Source organism: Nostoc sp. DedQUE04 (genome assembly GCF_034530995.1).
Taxonomy (GTDB): Bacteria; Cyanobacteriota; Cyanobacteriia; order Cyanobacteriales; family Nostocaceae; genus Nostoc.
This window is the reverse complement of the sequence record NZ_JAVRCA010000040.1, coordinates 1-21,737: the sequence shown is the minus strand read 5'-3', so window position 1 is coordinate 21,737 and position 21,737 is coordinate 1. Positions and strand designations below refer to the sequence as shown.

Annotated in this window: 21 protein-coding genes, 3 tRNA genes and 2 pseudogenes; 19 read left to right on the top strand and 7 right to left on the bottom strand. The window is 39.9% G+C overall.

Annotated elements, in window-relative coordinates; genetic code table 11:
• Positions 1-148: 148 nt before the first annotated feature.
• The 5 genes and pseudogenes from RM049_RS24020 to RM049_RS24000 all read left to right on the top strand — a co-directional run.
• A pseudogene (locus tag RM049_RS24020) lies at positions 149-1,492 on the top strand (site-specific integrase); the annotation flags it as partial.
• A gap of 89 nt (positions 1,493-1,581) precedes the next feature.
• Complete coding sequence (locus tag RM049_RS24015) at positions 1,582-1,845, top strand: hypothetical protein (RefSeq protein WP_322705956.1); 264 nt, start codon at positions 1,582-1,584, stop codon at positions 1,843-1,845.
• Positions 1,846-2,310: a type II toxin-antitoxin system VapC family toxin gene (locus tag RM049_RS24010; protein WP_322705955.1), complete on the top strand. Its 465-nt coding sequence runs from the start codon at positions 1,846-1,848 to the stop codon at positions 2,308-2,310.
• Between the two features lie 465 nt (positions 2,311-2,775).
• A complete protein-coding gene (locus RM049_RS24005; protein WP_322705954.1) occupies positions 2,776-3,192 on the top strand; it encodes a XisH family protein in 417 nt (138 codons plus the stop codon).
• Complete coding sequence (locus RM049_RS24000; RefSeq protein ID WP_322705953.1) at positions 3,180-3,515, top strand: XisI protein; 336 nt, start codon at positions 3,180-3,182, stop codon at positions 3,513-3,515. The genes RM049_RS24005 and RM049_RS24000 overlap by 13 nt, the downstream gene beginning before the upstream one ends.
• A gap of 78 nt (positions 3,516-3,593) precedes the next feature.
• Here the strand turns inward: RM049_RS24000 and RM049_RS23995 are convergent, their stop codons facing one another.
• Positions 3,594-4,163 carry a Uma2 family endonuclease gene (locus RM049_RS23995; RefSeq protein WP_322705952.1) on the bottom strand — a complete coding sequence of 190 codons (570 nt, stop codon included), beginning with the start codon at positions 4,161-4,163 and terminating at the stop codon, positions 3,594-3,596.
• A 111-nt stretch (positions 4,164-4,274) separates the two neighbouring features.
• Here RM049_RS23995 and RM049_RS23990 point away from each other — a divergent pair, with 111 nt between their 5' ends.
• Entirely contained in the window at positions 4,275-4,466 is a 192-nt protein-coding gene (locus tag RM049_RS23990; protein ID WP_322705951.1) for an element excision factor XisI family protein, read from the top strand.
• A gap of 66 nt (positions 4,467-4,532) precedes the next feature.
• Here the strand turns inward: RM049_RS23990 and RM049_RS23985 are convergent, their stop codons facing one another.
• Entirely contained in the window at positions 4,533-5,072 is a 540-nt protein-coding gene (locus tag RM049_RS23985; protein WP_322674569.1) for a DUF2267 domain-containing protein, read from the bottom strand.
• A 437-nt stretch (positions 5,073-5,509) separates the two neighbouring features.
• Here RM049_RS23985 and RM049_RS23980 point away from each other — a divergent pair, with 437 nt between their 5' ends.
• Entirely contained in the window at positions 5,510-6,307 is a 798-nt protein-coding gene (locus RM049_RS23980; RefSeq protein ID WP_322674568.1) for a dienelactone hydrolase family protein, read from the top strand.
• Between the two features lie 54 nt (positions 6,308-6,361).
• Here RM049_RS23980 and RM049_RS23975 read toward each other — a convergent pair whose 3' ends face one another.
• Positions 6,362-7,009: a class I SAM-dependent methyltransferase gene (locus RM049_RS23975; RefSeq protein WP_322705950.1), complete on the bottom strand. Its 648-nt coding sequence runs from the start codon at positions 7,007-7,009 to the stop codon at positions 6,362-6,364.
• Between the two features lie 371 nt (positions 7,010-7,380).
• Positions 7,381-9,567 (bottom strand): ATP-binding protein, encoded by a 2,187-nt coding sequence (locus RM049_RS23970; RefSeq protein WP_322705949.1) that lies wholly within the window; start codon positions 9,565-9,567, stop codon positions 7,381-7,383.
• A gap of 419 nt (positions 9,568-9,986) precedes the next feature.
• Here RM049_RS23970 and RM049_RS23965 point away from each other — a divergent pair, with 419 nt between their 5' ends.
• The 3 genes from RM049_RS23965 (at position 9,987) to RM049_RS23955 (ending at position 13,666) form a co-directional block, all read left to right on the top strand.
• Positions 9,987-10,871, top strand: a complete 885-nt coding sequence (locus tag RM049_RS23965; protein WP_322705948.1) for a glycoside hydrolase family 75 protein — start codon at positions 9,987-9,989, stop codon at positions 10,869-10,871.
• 433 nt (positions 10,872-11,304) lie between these two features.
• Entirely contained in the window at positions 11,305-11,853 is a 549-nt protein-coding gene (locus tag RM049_RS23960) for a PEP-CTERM sorting domain-containing protein (protein ID WP_322705947.1), read from the top strand.
• 223 nt (positions 11,854-12,076) lie between these two features.
• Positions 12,077-13,666 (top strand): alkaline phosphatase, encoded by a 1,590-nt coding sequence (locus RM049_RS23955; RefSeq protein ID WP_322705946.1) that lies wholly within the window; start codon positions 12,077-12,079, stop codon positions 13,664-13,666.
• A gap of 234 nt (positions 13,667-13,900) precedes the next feature.
• On the opposite strand, the gene RM049_RS23950 is transcribed toward RM049_RS23955, so the two are convergent.
• Positions 13,901-14,323 carry a hypothetical protein gene (locus RM049_RS23950; protein WP_322705945.1) on the bottom strand — a complete coding sequence of 141 codons (423 nt, stop codon included), beginning with the start codon at positions 14,321-14,323 and terminating at the stop codon, positions 13,901-13,903.
• A gap of 133 nt (positions 14,324-14,456) precedes the next feature.
• Positions 14,457-14,693 carry a hypothetical protein gene (locus tag RM049_RS23945; RefSeq protein ID WP_322705944.1) on the bottom strand — a complete coding sequence of 79 codons (237 nt, stop codon included), beginning with the start codon at positions 14,691-14,693 and terminating at the stop codon, positions 14,457-14,459.
• 190 nt (positions 14,694-14,883) lie between these two features.
• Here RM049_RS23945 and RM049_RS23940 point away from each other — a divergent pair, with 190 nt between their 5' ends.
• Both RM049_RS23940 and RM049_RS23935 read left to right on the top strand, forming a co-directional pair.
• A complete protein-coding gene (locus RM049_RS23940; protein ID WP_322683249.1) occupies positions 14,884-15,300 on the top strand; it encodes a XisH family protein in 417 nt (138 codons plus the stop codon).
• Positions 15,288-15,623 carry a XisI protein gene (locus RM049_RS23935; RefSeq protein ID WP_322674556.1) on the top strand — a complete coding sequence of 112 codons (336 nt, stop codon included), beginning with the start codon at positions 15,288-15,290 and terminating at the stop codon, positions 15,621-15,623. Before RM049_RS23940 ends, RM049_RS23935 begins: the two co-directional genes overlap by 13 nt.
• A gap of 470 nt (positions 15,624-16,093) precedes the next feature.
• On the opposite strand, the gene RM049_RS23930 is transcribed toward RM049_RS23935, so the two are convergent.
• A complete protein-coding gene (locus tag RM049_RS23930) occupies positions 16,094-16,744 on the bottom strand; it encodes a TraX family protein (protein ID WP_322705943.1) in 651 nt (216 codons plus the stop codon).
• Between the two features lie 252 nt (positions 16,745-16,996).
• Here RM049_RS23930 and RM049_RS23925 point away from each other — a divergent pair, with 252 nt between their 5' ends.
• The 7 genes and pseudogenes from RM049_RS23925 to RM049_RS23900 form a co-directional block, all read left to right on the top strand.
• Positions 16,997-17,575: a hypothetical protein gene (locus RM049_RS23925; protein WP_322674554.1), complete on the top strand. Its 579-nt coding sequence runs from the start codon at positions 16,997-16,999 to the stop codon at positions 17,573-17,575.
• A 21-nt stretch (positions 17,576-17,596) separates the two neighbouring features.
• Positions 17,597-17,731 carry a COP23 domain-containing protein gene (locus RM049_RS39380; protein WP_322674553.1) on the top strand — a complete coding sequence of 45 codons (135 nt, stop codon included), beginning with the start codon at positions 17,597-17,599 and terminating at the stop codon, positions 17,729-17,731.
• Between the two features lie 200 nt (positions 17,732-17,931).
• Positions 17,932-18,007 (top strand) — tRNA-Met (locus RM049_RS23920).
• Positions 18,007-18,081: transfer RNA gene (locus RM049_RS23915), tRNA-Met, on the top strand. Before RM049_RS23920 ends, RM049_RS23915 begins: the two co-directional genes overlap by 1 nt.
• A gap of 399 nt (positions 18,082-18,480) precedes the next feature.
• Positions 18,481-19,587, top strand: coding sequence for a reverse transcriptase family protein (locus RM049_RS23910; protein WP_322705942.1), 1,107 nt, complete (start codon positions 18,481-18,483; stop codon positions 19,585-19,587).
• A gap of 215 nt (positions 19,588-19,802) precedes the next feature.
• Positions 19,803-19,875 (top strand) — tRNA-Ile (locus RM049_RS23905).
• A 624-nt stretch (positions 19,876-20,499) separates the two neighbouring features.
• A pseudogene (locus RM049_RS23900) lies at positions 20,500-21,687 on the top strand (SPFH domain-containing protein); the annotation flags it as partial.
• Positions 21,688-21,737 lie beyond the last annotated feature (50 nt).

Genomic DNA, 21,737 nt, shown 5'->3' with positions numbered 1-21,737 from the left:
GCAATAAACAGTGTCTGTTCTAAACATTGTTCGTTGATAACACATTTATTTTTAGGCTAAATATAGGCTAAAAACACAGCATAATTCGGTTCAGGACTCACGCATCATCTAAATGTTGTCCTGAACCAAGGTGATTAAAAAATTGCCGTTTTTTTGCTCATCTTTGCAAGCACAGCAGCAAAAAGAACATATGAGAACGAAAGTACTACTAGAATTAGAGAAAGTTAATCTGCGTTTGAAGTCTGCAAAGGCAAAGGTGACAATTAGAGAATCGAATGGAAGTCTGCAATTACGGGCGACGTTACCAATTAAGCCGGGAGATAAAGATAGCAATGGTACTGGGAGAAAACAATACAATATCAGTTTGAATATTCCCTCTAACTTGGATGGACTCAAGACGGCTGAGGAAGAAGCTTATGAGTTAGGGAAGTTAATCGCTCGTAAAACTTTTGAGTGGAATGATAAATATTTAGGTAATGAGGCAGTTAAGAAAGGATTTAAGACTATAGGAGAATTACTTGAGCAATTTGAAGAAGAGTATTTTAAGACTCATAAACGAACTACCAAAAGTGAGCATACTTTTTTTTATTACTTTTCCCGAACTAAACGATTTACTAATCCTAAAGATTTAGCGATCGCAGAAAATTTGATAAGTTCAATTGAGCAAATCGATAAAGAATGGGCTAAATATAATGCAGCCAGAGCTATATCGGCATTTTGCATAACATTTAAAATCGAAATCGATTTATCTAAATATTCCAAAATGCCTGAAAATAGTTCCCGCACTATCCCTACAGATGCGGAAATAGCTGATGGAATTATCAAGTTTGAAGATTATTTGTATAACAGAGGTAATCAAGTAAATCAAAATGTTCAAGATAGCTGGCAACTTTGGCGCTGGACGTATGGAATGTTAGCAGTTTTTGGTTTACGTCCACGGGAACTTTTTATTAATCCCGATATTGATTGGTGGTTGAGTCAAGAAAATACAGATTTGACATGGAAAGTTCATAAGGATTCTAAGACTGGGGAAAGAGAAGCATTACCTTTACATAGACGATGGATTGAGGAATTTGATTTAAGAAATCCGAAATATTTAGAGATGTTGAGGAGTGCGATCGCAAAAAAAGATAACACTAATCATGCGGAGATAACGGCGTTAACACAACGAGTTAGTTGGTGGTTTCGCAAGATAGGATTGGATTTTAAACCTTATGATTTACGTCACGCTTGGGCAATCCGGGCGCATATTTTGGGGATACCAATTAAAGCTGCGGCGGATAATTTGGGACATAGTGTGCAAGTTCATACTCAAACTTATCAGCGTTGGTTTTCGCTAGATATGCGAAAGTTGGCAATTAATCAGGCGTTGAGTAAGAGGAATGAAGTTGAGTTGATTAGGGAGGAGAATGCTAAGTTAAGGATGGAGAATGACAAGTTGAGATTAGAGATTGATAAGTTGAAAATGGAAATGGTTTATAAACAAAATTAAATTTACTGATAAATCATACCACTTTTAGATAATTTGCTATGATTTATAGGTGAAAAATCATCAATAATAGAAATACACATTACAAAAGTATGGCAATAGAAATTTTGAACCAAATACTTAAGCAGCTTGAGACACTTGAAATAAAAGAGCTTCAGCAGCTTAATCAGACAATTCAAAAGTATCTTGCTGATAATGAAGAAACTATTAAGCAAGCAGCATTTCATCAAGCCCTGATCGATTCTGGTTTAGTGAAACAGATCAAGCATCCTACTTATGAGCCAATAACTGAGCGACGACTAATTCATGCTGAGGGAAAGCCTGTTTCTGAAAGTATCATTGAGGAACGCCGTTAGATGGCAGTTTATTTTCTAGACAGTAGCGCATTAGTTAAGCGTTATATTAGCGAAACTGGATCAGTTTGGGTTTTAGGGCTATTTGATCCGGCTCTCAACAATGAGGTATTTATTGCTGCAATAACTGCTGTAGAAATTATAGCGGCAATTACCAGGCGATCGCGCAGTGGAAGTATTAGCATTATAGATGCGACAACAACACGCAATCAGTTCAAAATTGATTTACAGAAAGACTATCAAATTGTTGAAATCACAGAAAATATTATTAATTCTGGAATGGTATTATCTGAAACTTATGGGTTAAGAGGTTATGATGCTATCCAACTAGCAGTAGGTCGTGTAGTCAACACCATTTCCATTGCTAATGGATTATCTCCTATTACCTTTGTGTCCGCAGATAATGAGTTGAATGCAGCAGTTGTAAGTGAGGGATTAATGATTGAAAACCCTAATAGTCACCCATAATGCAGCCTCACTTATGATATTTACTACTTCGGACAGGGGCTGTGTGTATTAGCACCTAAACTTTTGCCAACAGAAGGAAAACAGCTATGGACAAGTATGTTGAAGACTATGGCTATTTCAAAAGACGCATTGCTTTCTTTTGGAGTATCTTATCCAAGCGTTGCCAGCTTGCTTGGAGCACCAAGACCTTTTCATAGAACTAGGGTTAAAGGGTTTGAGGTCGTAACTGTAAATGAGTATACAAATAACAGCTAACAAGCAATTGCGATCGCACCTCTCCCAAATCATATATTGTCCCAAAGCACAACGCATTCAACTCAGGCTCATTTACTCAAAAACAACGCCGCGATAAATTTCTGCCATCGATAATGCGATCGCAACTGAATTTAAAAAAATATATATCTCTAAGCTGCTAAATCACTGGATAGTTCGGTATTATAAAAGTATTGGGTTCTGGTTTTATCCATGTCTGCAAGAGACATTTTTCACGAAGCCGTCAAACGAGGACTTGAAAAAGAAGGGTGGGTTATCACGCACGATCCGCTAGTTGTTAAGTTTGCCAAAGATAAAATGTCAGTCGATTTAGGTGCAGAAAAAATATTAGTAGCCGAGCGAGGAACTGAAAAAATTGCTGTTGAGATTAAAAGTTTTTTGGGGGATTCAGAACTGTTTGAGTACCATGCAGCTTTGGGGCAATTTCTCAATTATCGATTGGCTTTGCGAATTAGGGAGCCTGAACGAGTTTTGTTTTTAGCAGTTCCAGTCTCAACCTATCGCTCATTGTTTAGTCGGGACTTTGCCCAAACTTCAGTACAAGAATATCAAGTTAAGTTAATAGTTTACGATCCAAAAGTTGAGGTGATTGTACAATGGCAAAGCTAGACCAATATCGTGAATATATTCAGAAGTTACTAACGAAGTATGGCAATTACAAATCTTCAGAGGAAGATGTTGAAATTCAACTGATATTCGATACTGCACGAGATCATTATCAGATTTTAGAGATTGGTTGGGATGGATATGACCGAATTTATAATTGTGTGATACATCTTGATATCAAAGATGAAAAGATATGGATTCAACGTAATATGACGGATATCCAAATTGCTGAAGAATTGACTGAGATGGGAATACCTAAAGAGGATATCGTTTTGGGACTACAGCCATTTTACCAGCGTCAATATACGCAATATGGCATAGCGTGAATTTTTATAATAAGTGATGATAGCAGAACCTCTATTTAGTATCACTCCTCTCAAAGCATACATAGTCACAAAGCTAATTTACTCAAAAACAACGCCGCGATAAATTTCTGCCATCGATAATGCGATCGCAACTGAATCTAAAGAAATAGATCCCTCTAAGCTGCTAAAATCACTGAGCAACCAACCTTCAGCTTGTTTACTGTAGCGTTCCACAAAAGGTTCATCTTGCTCGACTAATAAATATTCGCTAAAACTCGGAATTGATCGATACATCCGAAATTTACTGAGTCGGTCGCAATCTGCGGTGGAAGGAGATAGAACTTCAACAATCAGCGTGGGATTTAAGACTTCATCTAAGCGATCGCCATTTAGTTGCGGTTCGCCGTCAAAAACCATTACATCTGGATATACTCCGCGTCGATGTTCGGGAATCCACAGCCGTAAATCGCTGTTAATTGGCTCGAATTGAGTATCGCGCATCATAGAAGTAAGATAGGTCAAGATGTTCCGACCGATGCGGCCGTGTTTGAGCGTTCCTCCAGGCATGGGTACAATTTCTCCATCTCGATATTCGCTGCGTCCTTCGGCTTTTTCTTCGATTGCACGATATTCATCCAAGCTGTAGCGGCGCGAGATGGTAGAAATCATAGGTCGTGAGCGATCGCATTAGCTATAAAACAACAATATTATTTTGTCACAGATTTACTAGTGAGGTGATATAGTCTTGCGGTCTATATATTCTTTTTTCTACAAAAGACTGTGCGATATCTTTCGGGTTATGCAAAGCCGAATGTATCTAGACCTGGTGCTGCTTTAGTGGGATGCACGATAGAATTTAGGCAAAAGACTTTATCTTTTCAATTTGTGACCGAGGGAGTGCCTAAGCAAGATATAGTGATAGCATACCATGCACCTCATGTAAGGCAGTATACAGAGTTGGCTGTAGGCTAAACCTATTGAAAAAGCCTGTTTGCGATTGCTACTCACAAACAGACTTTACTTTTTTTATACTTCTAATTAAGCCTGTTCCCAAAGCTGACGTACATAATCAGGTAGCCAGCTAGCAATTTCCTGAATTCGTTCTTCGGAAAGTTCGTCTTTAGTAGCAGAAAATACTGCTTTAACCGCTTCCTCTCGGTCTACTGTTCCCGGTTTTCCACCTTCGTTAGCAACTCGGAACAGGAAGCGATCGGAATCGATCTTAAAGATACCAGGGCCTTGCCAAGGTGGACGAACCCGGCTCAAAAATCTCACAAGTGGATTGCTGTCTCTCCAGAGATCGGATACTTCAAACTGGAGTGCTTTTTCATCTGTAGGTACAGCCTCTGTATGCAGTTCTGCTTCGACGCGATCGCTAGCTTCTGTGGTCATTAAGTCGCGCATCACGCGAAACACAATTTCGGTAAAGTCTCTGGCATCATAGGGGTCTGCAAACCCGGCTCTGACCTGCACTTTTTCCAGGAACGAACGATGTTCGTCGGCGATCGCAGTTCGATTATCTTCAATCTCCGTTGGGTCAACTTCTGGAATATCTGTTCTAAAACTTTGATCTGGCATTGTTTTTTCTTGTGGTTATTAATTTTGAGTCTTTATGCTTACTTTATGTAAGGTCGCACAAATCAAAAACCCTTGGAATCTTCCCGAAGTTTGAGATGCCATTTATTCAAAAGTTAGAAATTCATCTGATTTGCATGGATACAGGTAGCAGGACTACGCCCCTACAAAGGTTTTGGATCGCACATACATATTTAATTTCTGAAAATATCATATCTATTAGATATCTTGCAAAAGTAACTTTTGCCTTGACGTTGGGGTGCATGTGAAAGGTTACTGGGTTTGGGAAAATTTCATCCTTTCCCCTTTACCCCACAAATGCCAAGAAGTCTATTGAGTAGAGCAATACTCTTAGTGTTTTTGCTCGTTGTAGACATCACTCATTGGTATCAAAAAATAGTCAAAATAGATGAGTTAGTATAAAAGCAGCCCAAACAAAGATGCTAGAAACAAAAAACATCGAAATTCACACTTCCTATGTCAAAGTACCCAACGATGACTTAGAAATTGATGCTTACTTAGCTCAACCAGCACAAAACGGAACCTTTGGCGCAGTTATAGTTTTTCCAGAAATTTTTGGAATCAATAGTAATATTAGGGATATTACGGAATTAATCGCTAAACAAGGTTATGTAGCGATCGCCCCGGCGATGTATCAACGTATTGCTCCCGGTTTTGAAGCTGATTTTAGCGCTGAAGATGTTGGGTTCAGTCCAGAAAGCTATAGGCTGGGGTTGGAATATTATCAACAAGTAAAATATCAAGAGATATTGAGCGATATTCAAGCTACCATTACTTATCTCAAAACTTTACCCAATGTCAAAGATGATGCAATCGGTGTGATTGGTTTTTGTTTTGGTGGTCATGTTGCTTATATGGCTGCAACTTTCCCTGATATCAAAGCAACAGCTTTGTTTTACGGTGGTGGAATTACCACTTCTAGTTATGGCGAAGAGACTCCAACTATTAATCGCACCTCGGAAATCAAAGGTACTATTTATGCATTTTATGGTACAAGAGATACATTAGTTTCACAGGAGGAAACCGAGCAAATTGAGGCAGAATTAAAGAAACATCAAATCAATCATCGTGTATTTCGATACGATGCAGGACATGGATTCTTTGCCGGATTTTTCAAAGACAAGTACCCATTTATGGAACAACACCCAAGTTATAATCCTGAAGCTGCTCCTGATGCTTGGCAACATGTTTTAGAACTGTTTCAAAATCACTTGTGATTCGACTTGTCGTAAATATCGCACTCATTGAACAAGAGTGCGATCCTGTTGCCTTTAAGCTTTGGAATTTTTCAGCAGGAATTGACAACCACATAAAAACGGGTTTGGATTTTCTATGCGATCGTCTGCAAGCACTTCAATGGGGAGCTTGCTGTTGTAAATCAATTTGTCATAATCCATCAATGCATCCCACTTGATCTTGTCAGTCGGAAAGCCTAGCTGTGAAGCTGCATCAGATATTAATTCTTGCCATTTCTGAATCTCTGGATCTTGCGATTTGCAGTAATCGAGAATGGCAATCAAGCCACCAGGCTTAGTAACTCGCAGGATTTCTGCAAGGGCGCGGACTGGATCGCTAACGACACAGAAGGTAAATCCCGATGCTGCTGCATCAAAAGTATTATCAGGAAAATCAAGATTGCAGAGATCCGATACTTTGAAGGTGATGTCTGCGGATACGTGTTTTTTACGTGCTTCATCCATCATCTTCTCAGAGAGATCGACACCGACCACACGTACACCTTCAGGATAGGCTGGAAGATTAAGACCAGTTCCTACCGCAGCATCTAGGGCAGTTTGTCCTGGTTTGAGCTGCAAGGAAGCAATTAAGGGTTCGCGCTCGATGTGCCAGTAACGCTTCATAATTGCGTCATAATCTACCGATCCCCGATCGTAGGTTTCAATCACCTGATGTATTGGCATAGATTTTTTAACAAACAGAACTACTGACTTTAACTATCTGTTCAACTGTATAATCTGTTTGCGCCCAAAACTTGTATATTCTCTAACCAACAAAAAAACTTCATTGTATATTCTCTGACCAACAAAATAACTTTATAATTGTCTTTTTACCGAACAATATCTATAGCAACAAAGTGACAAGAGCAGTTGGTGTATTATCAAAAATCGCGAACGATCGCCATAAACACCAAATCATTGTTCAAGCTTCGGAAATTAGCAAAGGTATTGTTACTAACAGCACTTTGCAAGTCAATGAAGTACACTCTTCCCCAACTTGCAATCTGCTGTATAATTCAAAACTCTCTACATCTTCCTGTTCCCCTATCACAGCCTCAACCATTCCTTAACCGCAGAGGAATCTGAATGATAAACTCGGTTCCTTTTTCAGGAGTTGAGAAACACTCTAGTTTACCGCCATGTTTTTCTGTGATGATTTGGTAGCTGATGGACATACCCATTCCGGTTCCTTTGCCAACGGGTTTAGTGGTGAAAAAGGGATCGAATATTCGTTGCAGAAATTCTTGAGAAATACCAACTCCGTTATCAGCGATCGCCACTTCTAACCACGTTGAATTAACTACCGATGTACGAATCTTAATTTGACTGGGATTTTCCTTAATTTCCTGATATGTAAGCTTAGTATTATTTTCTTCTAACGCATCAATCGCATTTACTAAAATATTCATAAATACCTGATTGAGTTGTCCGGCATAGCATTCTACTAAGGGTACAGTGCCGTAGTCTTTAATCACCTCAATTTCAGGTTGTTCTGGTTTACCTTTGAGGCGATGCTGCAAAATCATCAAGGTGCTGTCGATGCCTTCATGAACATTGACCCGTTTGAATTCCGCTTCATCAATGCGAGAGAAATTTCGCAACGACAGTACAATTTGGCGAATGCGGTCGGTGCCTACTCTCATCGAAGACAACATTTTTGGCAAGTCTTCCTGCAAAAACTCTAAATCGATGTCTTCAGAAACGGTTTGAATTTCAGCAGCAGGATAGGGATTATATTGCTGATACAACTGCATTAGTGCTAATAAATCCTGAGTATATTCCTGCACATGGGCGAGGTTGCCATGAATAAAGTTAACTGGATTATTAATTTCGTGTGCGACTCCAGCCACTAGTTGTCCCAAACTAGACATTTTTTCACTTTGAATAACTTGAGATTGAGTGCGCTGCAATTCTTTTAATGCATTTTTAAGTTCAGTAGTGCGTTCTTCTACCCGTTCTTCTAGTTCTTCTTTGCTTTTCTCTAAAGCACTAAAGGATTCGTGTAATTGCCCTGCCATCTGGTTGAAAGAGTTAGATAGGCTATTAAGTTCTTGAATGGGGCTAGTTTCTAATGTCTGATTGAAATTACCAGATGCCATTGCCTCACTTGCCCAATTCAAGCGCAAAATCGGGCGGACAATCCAATAAGAGGTAAACACGCCCATCACAGAAGCAATGACTAATGCGCCAAAACAAAGAGCGATCGTGATGCGCGTGTTGGCGTTAATTTGGGTCATGAATGTGTTTTCTGGCACACTCACCACCATCAGCCAATTCAAACCATATTTTTCACGCCAAGGTAAAACATGGAAAAAATGCCGTTTTCCTTTCACCTCAAGTTGAAAATCTGTGTCTTGGGTGATAGACCCAAACCCAGAGGTTTGGAAGTGTCTGCCAACATTCTGAATGATTGGATCGGAACTATCGATCGAGTGCAATCGCCGGATCTTTTGATTGACCACGACAAAAGGCTTCTCTGTACCGGAACTAGCAATTAATGTACCATCCCGCTCCAAAAGAAATACTCGCCCAGACTGACTAATATTCAAACTGCGTAAAAAATTGCTGAGTTTTAGTAGGTGAATGTCTGTTGCAATCATTCCTAGTAAGCGATTTTGCGAATCATAAATCGGACGACTAGCAGAGGCGCTGATGTAAGGCCCCGTTGGCAAATTTGCAGTCACAATCTTTGCCCAAATAGGTTTACCAGCAGCGATGGGCTGGGTATACCAAGATTCAGTAAAATTGTTCCAAGTCCATCGAGTATTTATTTGAGTTCGATTACCTCGATCGTCTGTGGCATAAGTGGAAGTATTATTGGAAAGCTTGGCAGTCCAATCATCAATGGTAATAGTTTTGCCATCATAACGAGCGACTCCCAGCCCCTCACCCGTTGTTAGTCCAATACCAATATAAGTTAGGTCATAAGCCTGCATCTGATCCCAGAAATACTTGCCAAGGGTTTGGCGATCGCCCACATTCAATAATCCCCTGTGAATAGCATCTGCGTTGATCTGATTAAGGGTTTGTGGAATGGAAAGATAAGACTTTAGGTGTTCATCCACGACATCGCTAGTACGATCTATCACCTGTTCGGCTAAATGGTTAACTGCTCTTTGTCCATTTTTAAAAGACAAATAACCTACTAAGCTGACTGCTGCAAAAATTTGGATCAGGAAGGGAACAATAAGAACAATCTGTAATGGGAACGCCTTAGCTTTGCTGAGATAGGGAGTCTTCATTGCTGGAAGCTGAAAGTTGTGCTGATTTGATTTGCTTCTATAGTTCCCAAGATGTTCGCATACTCACATTTGTTGAAATTTTTTTATCAAGTCAAAGGCGGCTTGAGGGTGGAATGGTACTTTCTTAGGCAAAAATTGCTGCCCAGATCCCCAACTTCTACCCTCTGGGTGTCTGGAAGCAGTCGGGGATCTAAATCCAGCGATTTAGTAAGTGACATTTAGATTTAGGGAGCGTTGCGGGGGTTCTTTCTCGTGTATTTGCCTTGCTTCAAAGCAGGAAAATCAGGTATTGCCCCCCAGCTGGCGCGACACAAAAAATCAGAGTTTAAGATGTTCTAGATATTAGCGATCGCATCAGCACAAAATTTGGTTTTTTCAATGTATTTTGATGAGTTTAACTTTTAAATTTGGAGTAGTTTATGCAGCAATTTCAAGTAATCTCAGATAGTTTGAATATACGTTCAGCACCGATTGTTGATGAAGCTAATCAATTAGCATCTCTTCCCAAAGGATATATTGTATCTAAAATTCAAAATTCGGATAATGAAAAGTGGTGGAAAGTTGCAACTATTATTGAAGGAAAAACTTTAGAAGGTTTTGTCGCTCAAAAATTCCTGAGTCCAGTCACAAAATTTTCGCTCAAGACTGTGATTAAAATTGGTGAAATTCCCATTCTTCAGGCAAATGGAGAATCTGCATTTTTCTATGAAGCAGGGATGAGCATTAATGCTGATGGTGCGCCTAATGCTTATCACCCCGCAGATAAAGGGATTGATTTTTTGGCAAATGCTGGGTATTCAGATAACTGGTGGGCACTAGCTGTAGATAAAAACGGCAATCCATTTATTCAAAGCAGTACCGATCCATATCCTGGATACTATATTTCTACAACTGCATTATGCGACTCTGGATTTGCTAAACAAGATCCACGCCGCTATGTTGATTCAACAAAGATTCCGTATATTGTTCTTCCGGGAAATGATGGTTTTAGAAAAGCTACAGGCGTTAAATTAGGAGATTTTGCAGTTGTTTATAACACTAGCAATGAAAAACTCGCTTTTGCAATTTATGCTGATGTTGGCCCTAAAAACCAGATTGGAGAGGGTTCAATCGCTTTGTCTCAGGCTGTTGGAAACGATCCAATAGTACAATCAAGAGTCAAGCGAGGAATTCCCAAGGATATCGTTTATATTGTTTTTCCGGGTTCTGGAAATGGACAGCCAAGAACAATTTCAGAAATAGAAGCTGAAACTCAACGGTTTTTTGAAATATGGGGTGGCGTAGAACGGATCAAGTCTCTATAATCCACATTCTGCATTTCAATCAGTAGTATAATTACACAACATTTAGGGTGAGATATGAATATATACTCATCCTCCCAATTTCCAGTACAACCAGTCCCCATTACCCCTTATCCCCAGAGAACGCCACCTGTTCGCCAGTCTCCAGTTGAATATAAATGTTTTAGTTAACTGCTAAGTCTTTTATTCGCTAACTTAAATTTTATTTTATTTTACCTTTAATTAAAGTCTGCTTAAACTCACAATTTTAAAATAGGGCGACTTCAATTATTTGAAGACTAGTTTCTTTTTCTCAAAAAGGGAAAAAGCATTGATTTTCATCACTGTTCTACTCAGTGATGAATACCCATTTGGGAAATCAGCAAGTTGTAAACAAACTGCTTTTATACCTTGCAGTGTGTATTGCTTACAGAAGTTTATGGTGAGGAAAACTGAAATGAAATTTGTTCCACAATTAGTGCTTGCTGCTACTTCGATTTTAGGTTTTGCTACTGTAGATGCCAAATCTGTATCTGCTGCAATTATTAATTACGCTTTCACAGTTGATAGTCCCGTAACTAAGGGAAATGGCTTTTTTAGCTTTGATGACTCAACTTTTAGTAATGAAGAGAATCCCGTAGCCGCCATTAAGTCACTTTCTTTCCAATTTGACGGTGACTCTACCGTTTACACTGAAAAAGATGATACCAAATATCCAGAATTTCCCTTAGTATTTCCAACTACGTTTTCAACTGGACAAACATCTTTAGCATTAGACTATCTGTTCAACGATAAATCTAATCCTTCCAGTTCTATAAGTTATGAAATCATTGGTGAAGATTTGACAATTTTCTCTAGAACTTCTCCAGATGCTAAACCCATATTAGGTAGAGTTTCGTATACACAAGTACCTGAACCTACACCTTTAGTTGGCGCTCTTTTTGCTTGTAGTATTGGCTGGATAATGAAGAAAAAAGTAGCATCAATGAAAAAGATTAAAATCTAATCTTGGTTAAGTTGATATTAACGCTTTCTTTGCCAAGGATTAATCTCTTAGTAATATGCTTTTATCTGGCAAAACAACATCTAATACATTGATGCCAGAAAAATTAGGAATTAAAACCTGATTTTGGTAAGGGAGTTAGTTACGAAGTTTGCCTAAGACCACCCTGCCTTCTTCGTGTTAGCTGTTGCTGCGTTTTAACTTACCTGTTAGTCAGGAGTAGAAAATGGTAGATTACCGGAATTTTGAGCAGTTCCTACACAGTCGAATCAAACGACGCAACTTAATTATCGGAGCAGGAGCATTGTCTGGTTTGGCGATCGCTAACCAATTTTCCGATCGACGAGCGATCGCTAGAAGCAGATTTTCTAATTATCCTTTCACTTTGGGTATAGCGTCAGGCGATCCCTATCCTACCAGCGTAGTGATTTGGACTCGTCTAGCTCCCGAACCCTTAAATGGAGGTGGAATGCCACCTACTAATGTGCCAATTCGCTGGGAAATGGCTACCGATCCCGATATGAAGCGTATTGTCTCCAGAGGTACGGTACTTGCAACTCCACAACTAGCTCACTCAGTTCGAGTTGTGGTAGAGGGACTGCAACCTGATAGTTGGTACTGGTATCGGTTTATTGTCGGTCAAGATGCTAGCCCCATTGGCCGCACTCGTACAGCTCCTCTAGCAGGTGGCTACTTAAATAAATTAAACTTTGCCCTTGTCTCTTGTCAGAACTATGAGCAGGGCTACTATACTGCTTACAAATATCTTGCCCAGGACGACCTCAGCTTGGTAGTGCATGTTGGCGACTATATCTATGAAGGAGGAATTTCAAAGAATCGCCCCAGACAGCATAACAGTGCAGAAATTGTGACTTTGGAAGATTACCGCAACCGTCACGCCCTCTATAAAACTGATTCCAATCTGCAAGCAGCTCATGCAGCGTTTCCCTGGATTGTTACCTGGGATGACCACGAAGTGGAAAACAACTATGCCAACGACATCTCGGAAGTTGATACTGAACCAGACCAGAATCGGGCAATCTTCCTTCAACGACGGGCTGCTGCCTATCAGGCTTACTACGAACATATGCCACTGCGCCCCTTCTCGCGTCCTGTTGGCGCCGATATGCAACTTTTCCGTCGGCTTTCCTTTGGTAACTTAGCCACCTTCCATGTCTTAGATACCCGCCAATATCGCACCGATCAGCCATGTGGTGATGGTACTAAAGAACGTTGCCCAGAAAATTTAGATCCGAATGCAACGATTACTGGCAAGCGTCAGGAAAATTGGCTATATGATGGTTTGGCTCGCTCACAGGCTAAGTGGAACGTTTTAGCCCAGCAAGTTGTAGTTGCTCAGATAGACACAAAACCAGGGAAAGGCGGAACTTATAGCATGGATAAGTGGGATGGTTATGTGGCTTCCCGCGATCGCCTCATGCGTTTTTTAGAACAGCGCAAACCATCTAATCCAATCGTCTTATCAGGCGATATTCATTCCAACTGGGCAATGAATTTAAAGGCTGACTTTAATAATCCAGAATCTGCTACAGTCGGGAGTGAATTCGTCTGTACTTCAATAACCTCTGGTGGAGATGGGGCAGATACCACCCCAAATGTTGAAGCTTACTTACCCGATAACCCACACATTAAGTTCTTCAACGGTCAACGGGGGTATGTTCGCTGTGCGCTGACTGCTACAACCTGCAAAACAGACTATCTAGTTTTATCAAACGTCACAACTCCATTTGGCACGATTAGTAAGCGGGCTTCATTTGTGGTTGAAGATGGTCGTCCAGAAATACAACAAGTCTAATCGTTTAATTCCCAGGTATCACAAGCAGACAATCACAGATGGATATAAATAAATCATCAGTGTTTATCTATATCCACCTCTGGTTTCATTTTCAGAAAATTGACTTTTGCAAGTCGATAGAGACGTAGCACTGCTACGTCTCTTTCTTACGGAGAGCGATATCTACCAGACGCTTTGCGAATGCGTTTATGCAATTATTTTTGCTTGAAAAAATTTTGTGTAGAATAGCATATATTAAGTTGTCGCTACTGGTTTGTTTCCATTTTTGCTCTCCATACTGGCAACAATTGAGGGTTGCTCATCATTGATTGGCGACTTTTCTCGCTGTCCCTTACGACGCTGATTTTTAGGAACTCCTCCCGCCATACCGTACTCTATACTGCTTTTGCCATATCGAGTTCCAACTGCCATTAGCATTTGTTCTGTCATATCTCCCAACTCGCTTTCTGTTTCTAGCATTTCCCGATACAACTTATCCAAGCTGGAAAGGGCGCTATTGTAAGCATTTTCTTTAGATCGCATCGTCTCGATCAGAGTTGAGAAAGCAGGTAAGGTAAGTCCATTGCCTAAATCTAACCTGGGATCAATTGAGTTTATGCTAGCCGCACGGCGCACTGCTTTTTCTAATACTACAGAAGTTCTTTTTCTCCGAGCCATGATCTATACCTTGTAATCTAATACGGTTAATATTATTTACCTTAAAAAATTTACGTATAGATCGGCTTGGGAAAATTTCGGCAAATCTGCAATAGTTTTTGCTACATAGCGATCGCTATCATGAATGCGCTAACTACTGAAATGAGAAAGCAAACTGGGGTTTGAGAAAGTCAAAGCTGATTTTACTTGCGGAAAACACCAAAATGAATAAGTCATAAGGCATTTTGAGAAAGTCAAAGCTGATTTTACTTGCGGAAAACACCAAAATGAATAAGTCATAAGGCATTTTGAGTAAGTCAAAATTGATTTTACTTGCGGAAAACACCAAAATGAATAAGTCATAAGGCATTTTGAGTAAGTCAAAGCTCATTTTGTTAACTAAATTCGACTTTATGCATATTTTTGTACTGCAATAGCTAGCTTTGATGGTTGTGATGGTAGTGCGATCGCTTAGTCTTTTGAGCAGACTGGCGAAAACTTATAGGTCACAACAGGTAAAGGCGTTTACTTTTTCAGCAAAAAGAGTACCATCATGAGTGTAGAAGTATCTAATTTTATCTGTGTCAGCAAAGGACGTTTTTCACGAAGCAGTTAAGCAAGCTCTACAAAAAGAGCAATGGATAATTACAGACGATCCACTCAAATTTAAATTTGGTAACGTCAACTTTCAGATTGATTTGGGTGCAGAAAGACTGGTTGCAGCCGAGAGAGCAGGTGAGAAAATAGCAGTCGAGATTAAAAGCTTTCTGAATCCTTCTGCAATTACAGATTTCTACGGGGCTTTAGGTCAATTCCTCAGTTATCGCTTGGCACTGAAAGCGACTGAGCCTGAGCGAGTATTATATTTGGCAGTTCCAGTAGATGCCTATCGAACTTTCTTTCAACTTGAGTTCACGCAAACAGCAGTACAAATATATCAAGTTTTGTTAGTTGTCTACGATCCAGTGAATGAGGTGATTGTGCAATGGATAAAATAGCTAAGTATCGAGAGTATATTCAGACTTTGCTTACTCGTTATGCCAGTGACGATGTTTCAGATGATGAGGTCGAGGCTCAACTCATCTTCGATACAGAGCGAGATCATTATCAGTGGATGAATGTGGGTTGGCAAGAATTCGATCGCATTTATCGATGTATCATCCATTTTGACATTAAAAATGGAAAAATATGGCTTCAGCAGAACTTAACAGATCAGAATCCTGCTGAGGAGTTAGTCAAGATGGGTGTTCTCAAAGATGACATTGTTTTGGGATTGCAGCCTCCCTATAAAAGGCAGTACACAGATTACGGCATTGCTTAAGAGTTAGCCATATATGCAGTGGTGCATTGCGCGATCGCTGATAATAATCTGGGCGATGTCAACAACAGGCTACGCCCACGTACTCTTGGGCAGAGAAAGCAAAAACACTATAGCAAAGTCTAAAAAAACAATCTAGCAAAATTATTGTCTGCCTCACTGCCAGCCCTTATTGATTTTAAAGGATTGGATACCAGCTTTCTTATGCGATCGCTGTTTAGTTATATCATGTCCGGTTAATTAGTTATAATTCCCGTAATCTATGCAGAAACCAGAAAACCCTCTTTCCCTCTGCCCCCTGCCCCTCGGTCACTGAGCGTAGCCGTTGGCGCAGCCTCTCGTAGAGAAGTGCTGCTCCCCTGCGGTCTTAATGATAAGTCTTTAATTGGACACGATATTAGAGGATTACTTTGCCTCAATCCGTGAAGCCAATTGTATTAAGGTTATCTGTAGAGCAATACAGATAGTTAATCCTATCTAGACTGGATTAAATAATTGATTATACCTAAAATAATTAAATGAGTTGGGTAAAACACATAAAACCATCTAGCTCGTGAACCTTGTTTTCCATTGAATTGAAAAACAATGAATCCTGCAATAATTGCCCAATATTGCACTATATCACTTATAAATAGAGTTACTAAAATAAAGTGAAAGAAGCACCAGTAGAGCAACCATACATTAGGCTTTAGTTTGTCTATTAGGGACATCAATAAAATTACTGCAATCCCATATACTCTATATTCAACGCCCAAGCCCTCAGCAACTACCGCACACAAGCCGATAATTATTAATTGCTGCCATAATTGCGAATAACGCTTTATTAAGCGCAACATCACAAGTCCAAGAAAAAGCGTAAACAGAATATTAAGTGCTAAACTCTGGAAAACAATACTATAAATAGGCTGAGATATTATTGCTGTAATTAATAGTCTCCTCCCATAGCGGTATATATTTTGGGTGTGTTTTTCGCCTTCAGCCAAAAGCCATGCAAACAGGGGAAAACTGAATCGCCCAACTAAGTGCAAGATTCTTAACTCTGGGATTAGCAAATAGCACACATGATCCATAACCATGAACACTGCGGCTAAGATTTTAATGTTAAAAGCTGAAACTTTAATCACAACGTTACAGTTACCTTGGATTCTTTGATATAGAATCCTAAAAATTTTATTTAATTTTATTTATTTAATATAAGAGTTATTCAAAATACTAGCAATTTGATAACATTAACAAAAAGGGCAATGTCTACAATGGGCTGTTACCCTCCTGTGTCGCTCTAAGCATTAGCGTAGCGTCTCGTAGAGAAGCTATGCCAAACGGCTTTACGCTACGCTATCGGTGACACCCTCTTCAGCAGAAAATGCAGAAACACTATGGCAAAGCGTAAAAAAAGCAATCTCCAGTGGATAAAAGAAACGCTTGAACTCAAACCCGATCATCGTTGGGAATCTCCATCAGGTTACAAAATTTTTGTAGCAGATCGAGGCGCTGTTCGTTTCAATGTTCCCCAAAATTGGGTTTTTGAGCCACAAGAGAAATCCTTCAAGTTCATGGATAAAAAACCGCCCAACGATGATTGCTGTCTAGAAGTATCTTTTAATCGCCTCCCACCCAATGACTGGAGCCAGTTTCCGCTAAAATCTACCTTGAAGAAAGTCCTGGAAGACGACAGCCGCAACATCATTGAGAGGGGAGAAATTATTACCGTCAAGCGTCAAACTGCTAGAATTGTCTGGACAGAGATGAAGTTCATTGACACTCAAGAAGAACCACGGGAAGCTTTTTCGCGGACTTGCATTGGTTTGGGGTCGAATGTTCAATGCTTGATTACATTCGATTATTGGGCAGATCAAGCAGAGCAACTAATACCCGTTTGGGATGAAGCAATGCGTAGTCTCACGCTAGGATTGTATATTCGCGATCCCATGACTGGTCTAGCTTTCCCAGACTGAAGCCCAAGAATAATTGCTCAAATGAATGGACAAAATGTGGTTTGCACGGCAAATCAAGTCAATGGGTGCTGTAAAAGGTTGATATTGACCCTCAAACCCAATGAAGATGGTGTGCAAGCGCTAAATAATCTCCTGGCTTGGCGGGGCAACTTTTAAGTATAAATTAATAGAATACTTTACGTTGATTTGAGAGAACATCTAGGAATTCCTAAAGAATAAATTACAGCGTTTTTCCTGTGCTAGATTTGAACCGGGATAGTAATAAAGTTACAAAGCTATAGTTTAGGTTCTATACGCCTAACTGGTGCGCCAAGCTTTTGCATAAGCGTATACCGCCGAGTACTTTAAACTATATTGCTTGATTAGCTCAGTTGGCAGAGCGATCGACTCATAATCGATGCGTCACAGGTTCGACTCCTGTATCAAACCCCAGGAAGTTAGCTCACTGGTAGAGCAATCGACTCATAATCGATGTGTTGTAGGTTCGATTCCTATACTTTCACCCAGAACCCTGTCCGGGTTAAAAGACAATACCCTTCCAAGGTAGCCAATATGGTACGGATCTTAACAGATTCGAGACCCCTCATTTTCTCAACTCTGCGGTGCAAGTGTTCTGCTGTCGGTCATTACTCATAAGGGTAATGTTCGGTAGCCACAGTCAAGGAGTAAGCGCAACTGCGTTTTTCCCTAACTTGAGTATGTCCCTTCGTTTTCTACATCTAGTTTTCCTTCGGGGATTCTAGATTGGTAAATTGAACGGTATATTTGAGCGCGGTTCTTTTTCTAGATTGTCATTGAGCAGTTTGGGAAAAGTAACAGCAATCTTAATCCAGCTTTGGAGAAGCTTTTGCCCACACCTAAACTGTAAACACTTGTACTTGCAGAGTAAAAAAATCTTTTGTATTATGTACAGCAAAAATCTAAGCACTACCCCATTAGGGGCTGAAAATAATCTAGAAAAGTTGCAAACTGCTAATTTAGCACTTTTGCGATCGCTACGCCCGCCGCAGGCATCGCATGGTTTAGCTAAATATAATACTGCCGAAGAAATAGCCTTTGCAATGGGAATCAGCCTGGAAAAACTGCGCTTTTTAACAACTAGTACATCTATAACTAGACATTACCTCCCTTTCAAAATTTCCAAAAAGACAGGTGGGGAAAGAATTATTTCTGCACCAAAGCCCGAACTTAAAGCTGCTCAAAGGTGGATTCTAGAGAATATTTTAGAGAAATTAGAAGTTCATAATGCAGCGCACGGTTTTTGTAAAAATCGTTCGATAGTCACCAATGCTAAACCCCATGTTGGTGCAAATGTAATAGTCAATCTTGATTTACAGAATTTTTTTCAGTCAATTTCTTACAAACGTGTCAAAGAATTATTTTGCGAGTTTGGTTATTCAGAATCTACGGCGACAATTTTCAGTTTGATTTGTACGACTGCTGAAATAGCAATAAATGGACAAATTAACAATACAGCTTTAGAAAACCGCCATTTACCTCAAGGTTCGCCTGCAAGCCCTGCTATTTCTAATCTAGTTTGCCGTAATCTCGATAGTCGTCTTGCTACAATCTCTGAAAATCTTGGGTTTTGCTATACGCGATACGCTGACGATTTAACATTTTCTGCTTCTAGGAATGCATCGCCCAAAACATCTGATTTGATTAAAAATATTAGATATATTATTTCTAGTGGAAATTTTACTGTTAATGATAATAAAACCAAGATTTCCGGTAAATCAGTGCAGCAAGAAGTAACAGGTCTAATTGTAAATACGCAATTAAATATATCTAAAAAGACATTAAAAGCCTTTCGCGCAACTCTATATCAAATAGAACAAGAAGGTTTATCAGGAAAAACTTGGGGAAAATCAACTAATTTAATTGCCGCAATTACCGGGTTTGCAAATTATGTAGCAATGATTAACCCGACCAAAGGCGCAGAATTTAAATCAAGTGTAGAACGCATCAAGCAGAAATATGGTGACTCTCAAACTGATGAAGTACGTTTTTAAAGCTGCTTATTTTGCTAGAAAAGGTTTATTTAGGTGTACCTGAGCAAAGAAAAGCCAGAGCGGATATAATTCGCCTTTTTACTTTTTTCCTGTGCTAAATTTGAACCGGGATAGTAACAAAGTCACAAAGCTGTAGTTTGGGTTCTGTATACCCGACTGGTACGCTAACCTCTGGTAATAGCGTATACCGCCCAGTACTTTCAACTATTTCACCATGAAAGTTAGCTCATTTGGTAGAGCGATCGGTGTATCGCCGATTATTTGTAGGTTCGATTCCTATACTTTCGGGCAAAAACCCTCGCCCTGGGTACGGGCACCTTGTTAGGGACAAGGCCGCAGAATTATTGGGTATTGAAAAAGACCCAATCAAAAAAACTTTTTGTTTTTTCTACTCTGTCATGCAGGTATTTATAACAGTCAAGGAGCTAGCGCAACTGTATCTCTCCCTAACTTGAGTATGTTCCTTCCTTTTCCTACATTTGGTTTCCTTTAGGATTCTGGATTGGCAAAGCGAACGGCATATTTGAGCGCGGTTCTCTTTTTTTAGATTGCCATTGAGCAATTTGGGAAAAGTAACAGCAATCTTAATCCAGCTTTGGAGAAGCTTTTGCCCGCACCGGAACTGTAAAAACCTGCACTGGCAGAGTAAACAAATTTTTTGTAGTATAGAGTAGTACAAAATGCTAAAACTAATTTTTTAGCCTTTGTTTAAAGGGTTGTAAAGCCTAAATAACCTCCTGATAAATTCTGTATACTCCAGTAGTTAAGCCGTGAGACATCGGTGGTATTTGAGTTCAAGCAAGGTTATAAATGTGTTGTTCTAATCTTCTTAGCTAGTTGCGATGGCTACGCCCGCCGCAGGCATCGTCTAGTTTACTTCAGCTATCACACAAATTATTTATGCAAATCACTATGTGGGAAACGTTTTATATTAAACCTAACGAAATCGGCATCTTATATCACCGCAGTGACTTTAAGAAAATTTTGCAACCCGGTACACATACATATTTTGGTCGGCATTGGCAAGTAAAAATTTATGACCTCAATCAGCCACTAGCTGAAATTGAAAACCTAGAACTGTTGTTGCGAAATCACGAAGCCGAACTACAAGAACACTTATTGATTATCAGAACCGCATTCAATCAAGTTGCATTAGTCCGCTACGGTCAGAATTGGGTAAGCGTTGCACCAAATAAATTGATTGCTTTTTGGCGTGGTTTTATTGAAGTAGAGTCTCATATATTCAACTTGGAAGAAAGCTTAGAATTACCTAGTTCTTTTGTGCAGCAATTGCGCTCAGTTACCTTGAATGGAGTGAAGAAGTTCCAAATCTCAGAGTCGGAGATTGGTCTACTATATCTGCAAAATAATTTTGTGCGACCTCTAGAACCAGGAGAGTATGCTTTTTGGTCGGTAGATAGAGATGTTACCGTCAGGACTCTCAGCCGAATTATCCCTAACCCAGACTTTCCCCTCGAAGATGTACTCATTGAAAAACATCCCGACTTTATAACTGCTTACTGTGAAGTCGTGCAATTACAGACTTCGCAAGTTGCAATTGTGCGATATAGAGGGAAAGTGATTTCTATTTTGCCACCCACCAGCCGCAAGCTATTTTGGCAGGGTGTTACAGTGGAAATTATCGATATTAGCGTTGATGCTCAGTTACAGCCTAACTTAGTGGCTGAGTTGGTTGAGGGTTCAACAGAAGTGAAATTGCTCAGTCGTAACTGTTTGCATATTTGCCAAGTTCCCGCGCAGCACGTTGGATTAGTATACATTAATCAAGAGTTTCAAGGACTGCGATCGCCAGGAGTACACGCTTGGTGGTTATTTGGCCGCTCTTTTCAAACCGAAACGATTGACTTGCGACTCCAAAATATGGAAGTATCCGGTCAAGACATCCTCTCTAAAGATAAAGTACCTCTGCGGTTGAATTTGACAGCTGGCTTCCGCATACTCGACCCATTGAGAGCAAAAAACGGATTGTCAGATATTTCTGGTTATTTGTACAAAGAATTACAGTTTGCTTTGCGTGGTGCAGTCGGCGAACGCAACTTAGATGCTTTATTAGAGGATAAAGGTGCAATAGATAGAACTGGAGTTTAGACTAAATATGTCAAATCCCAAGAAAAAATAGGAGGTCTGAT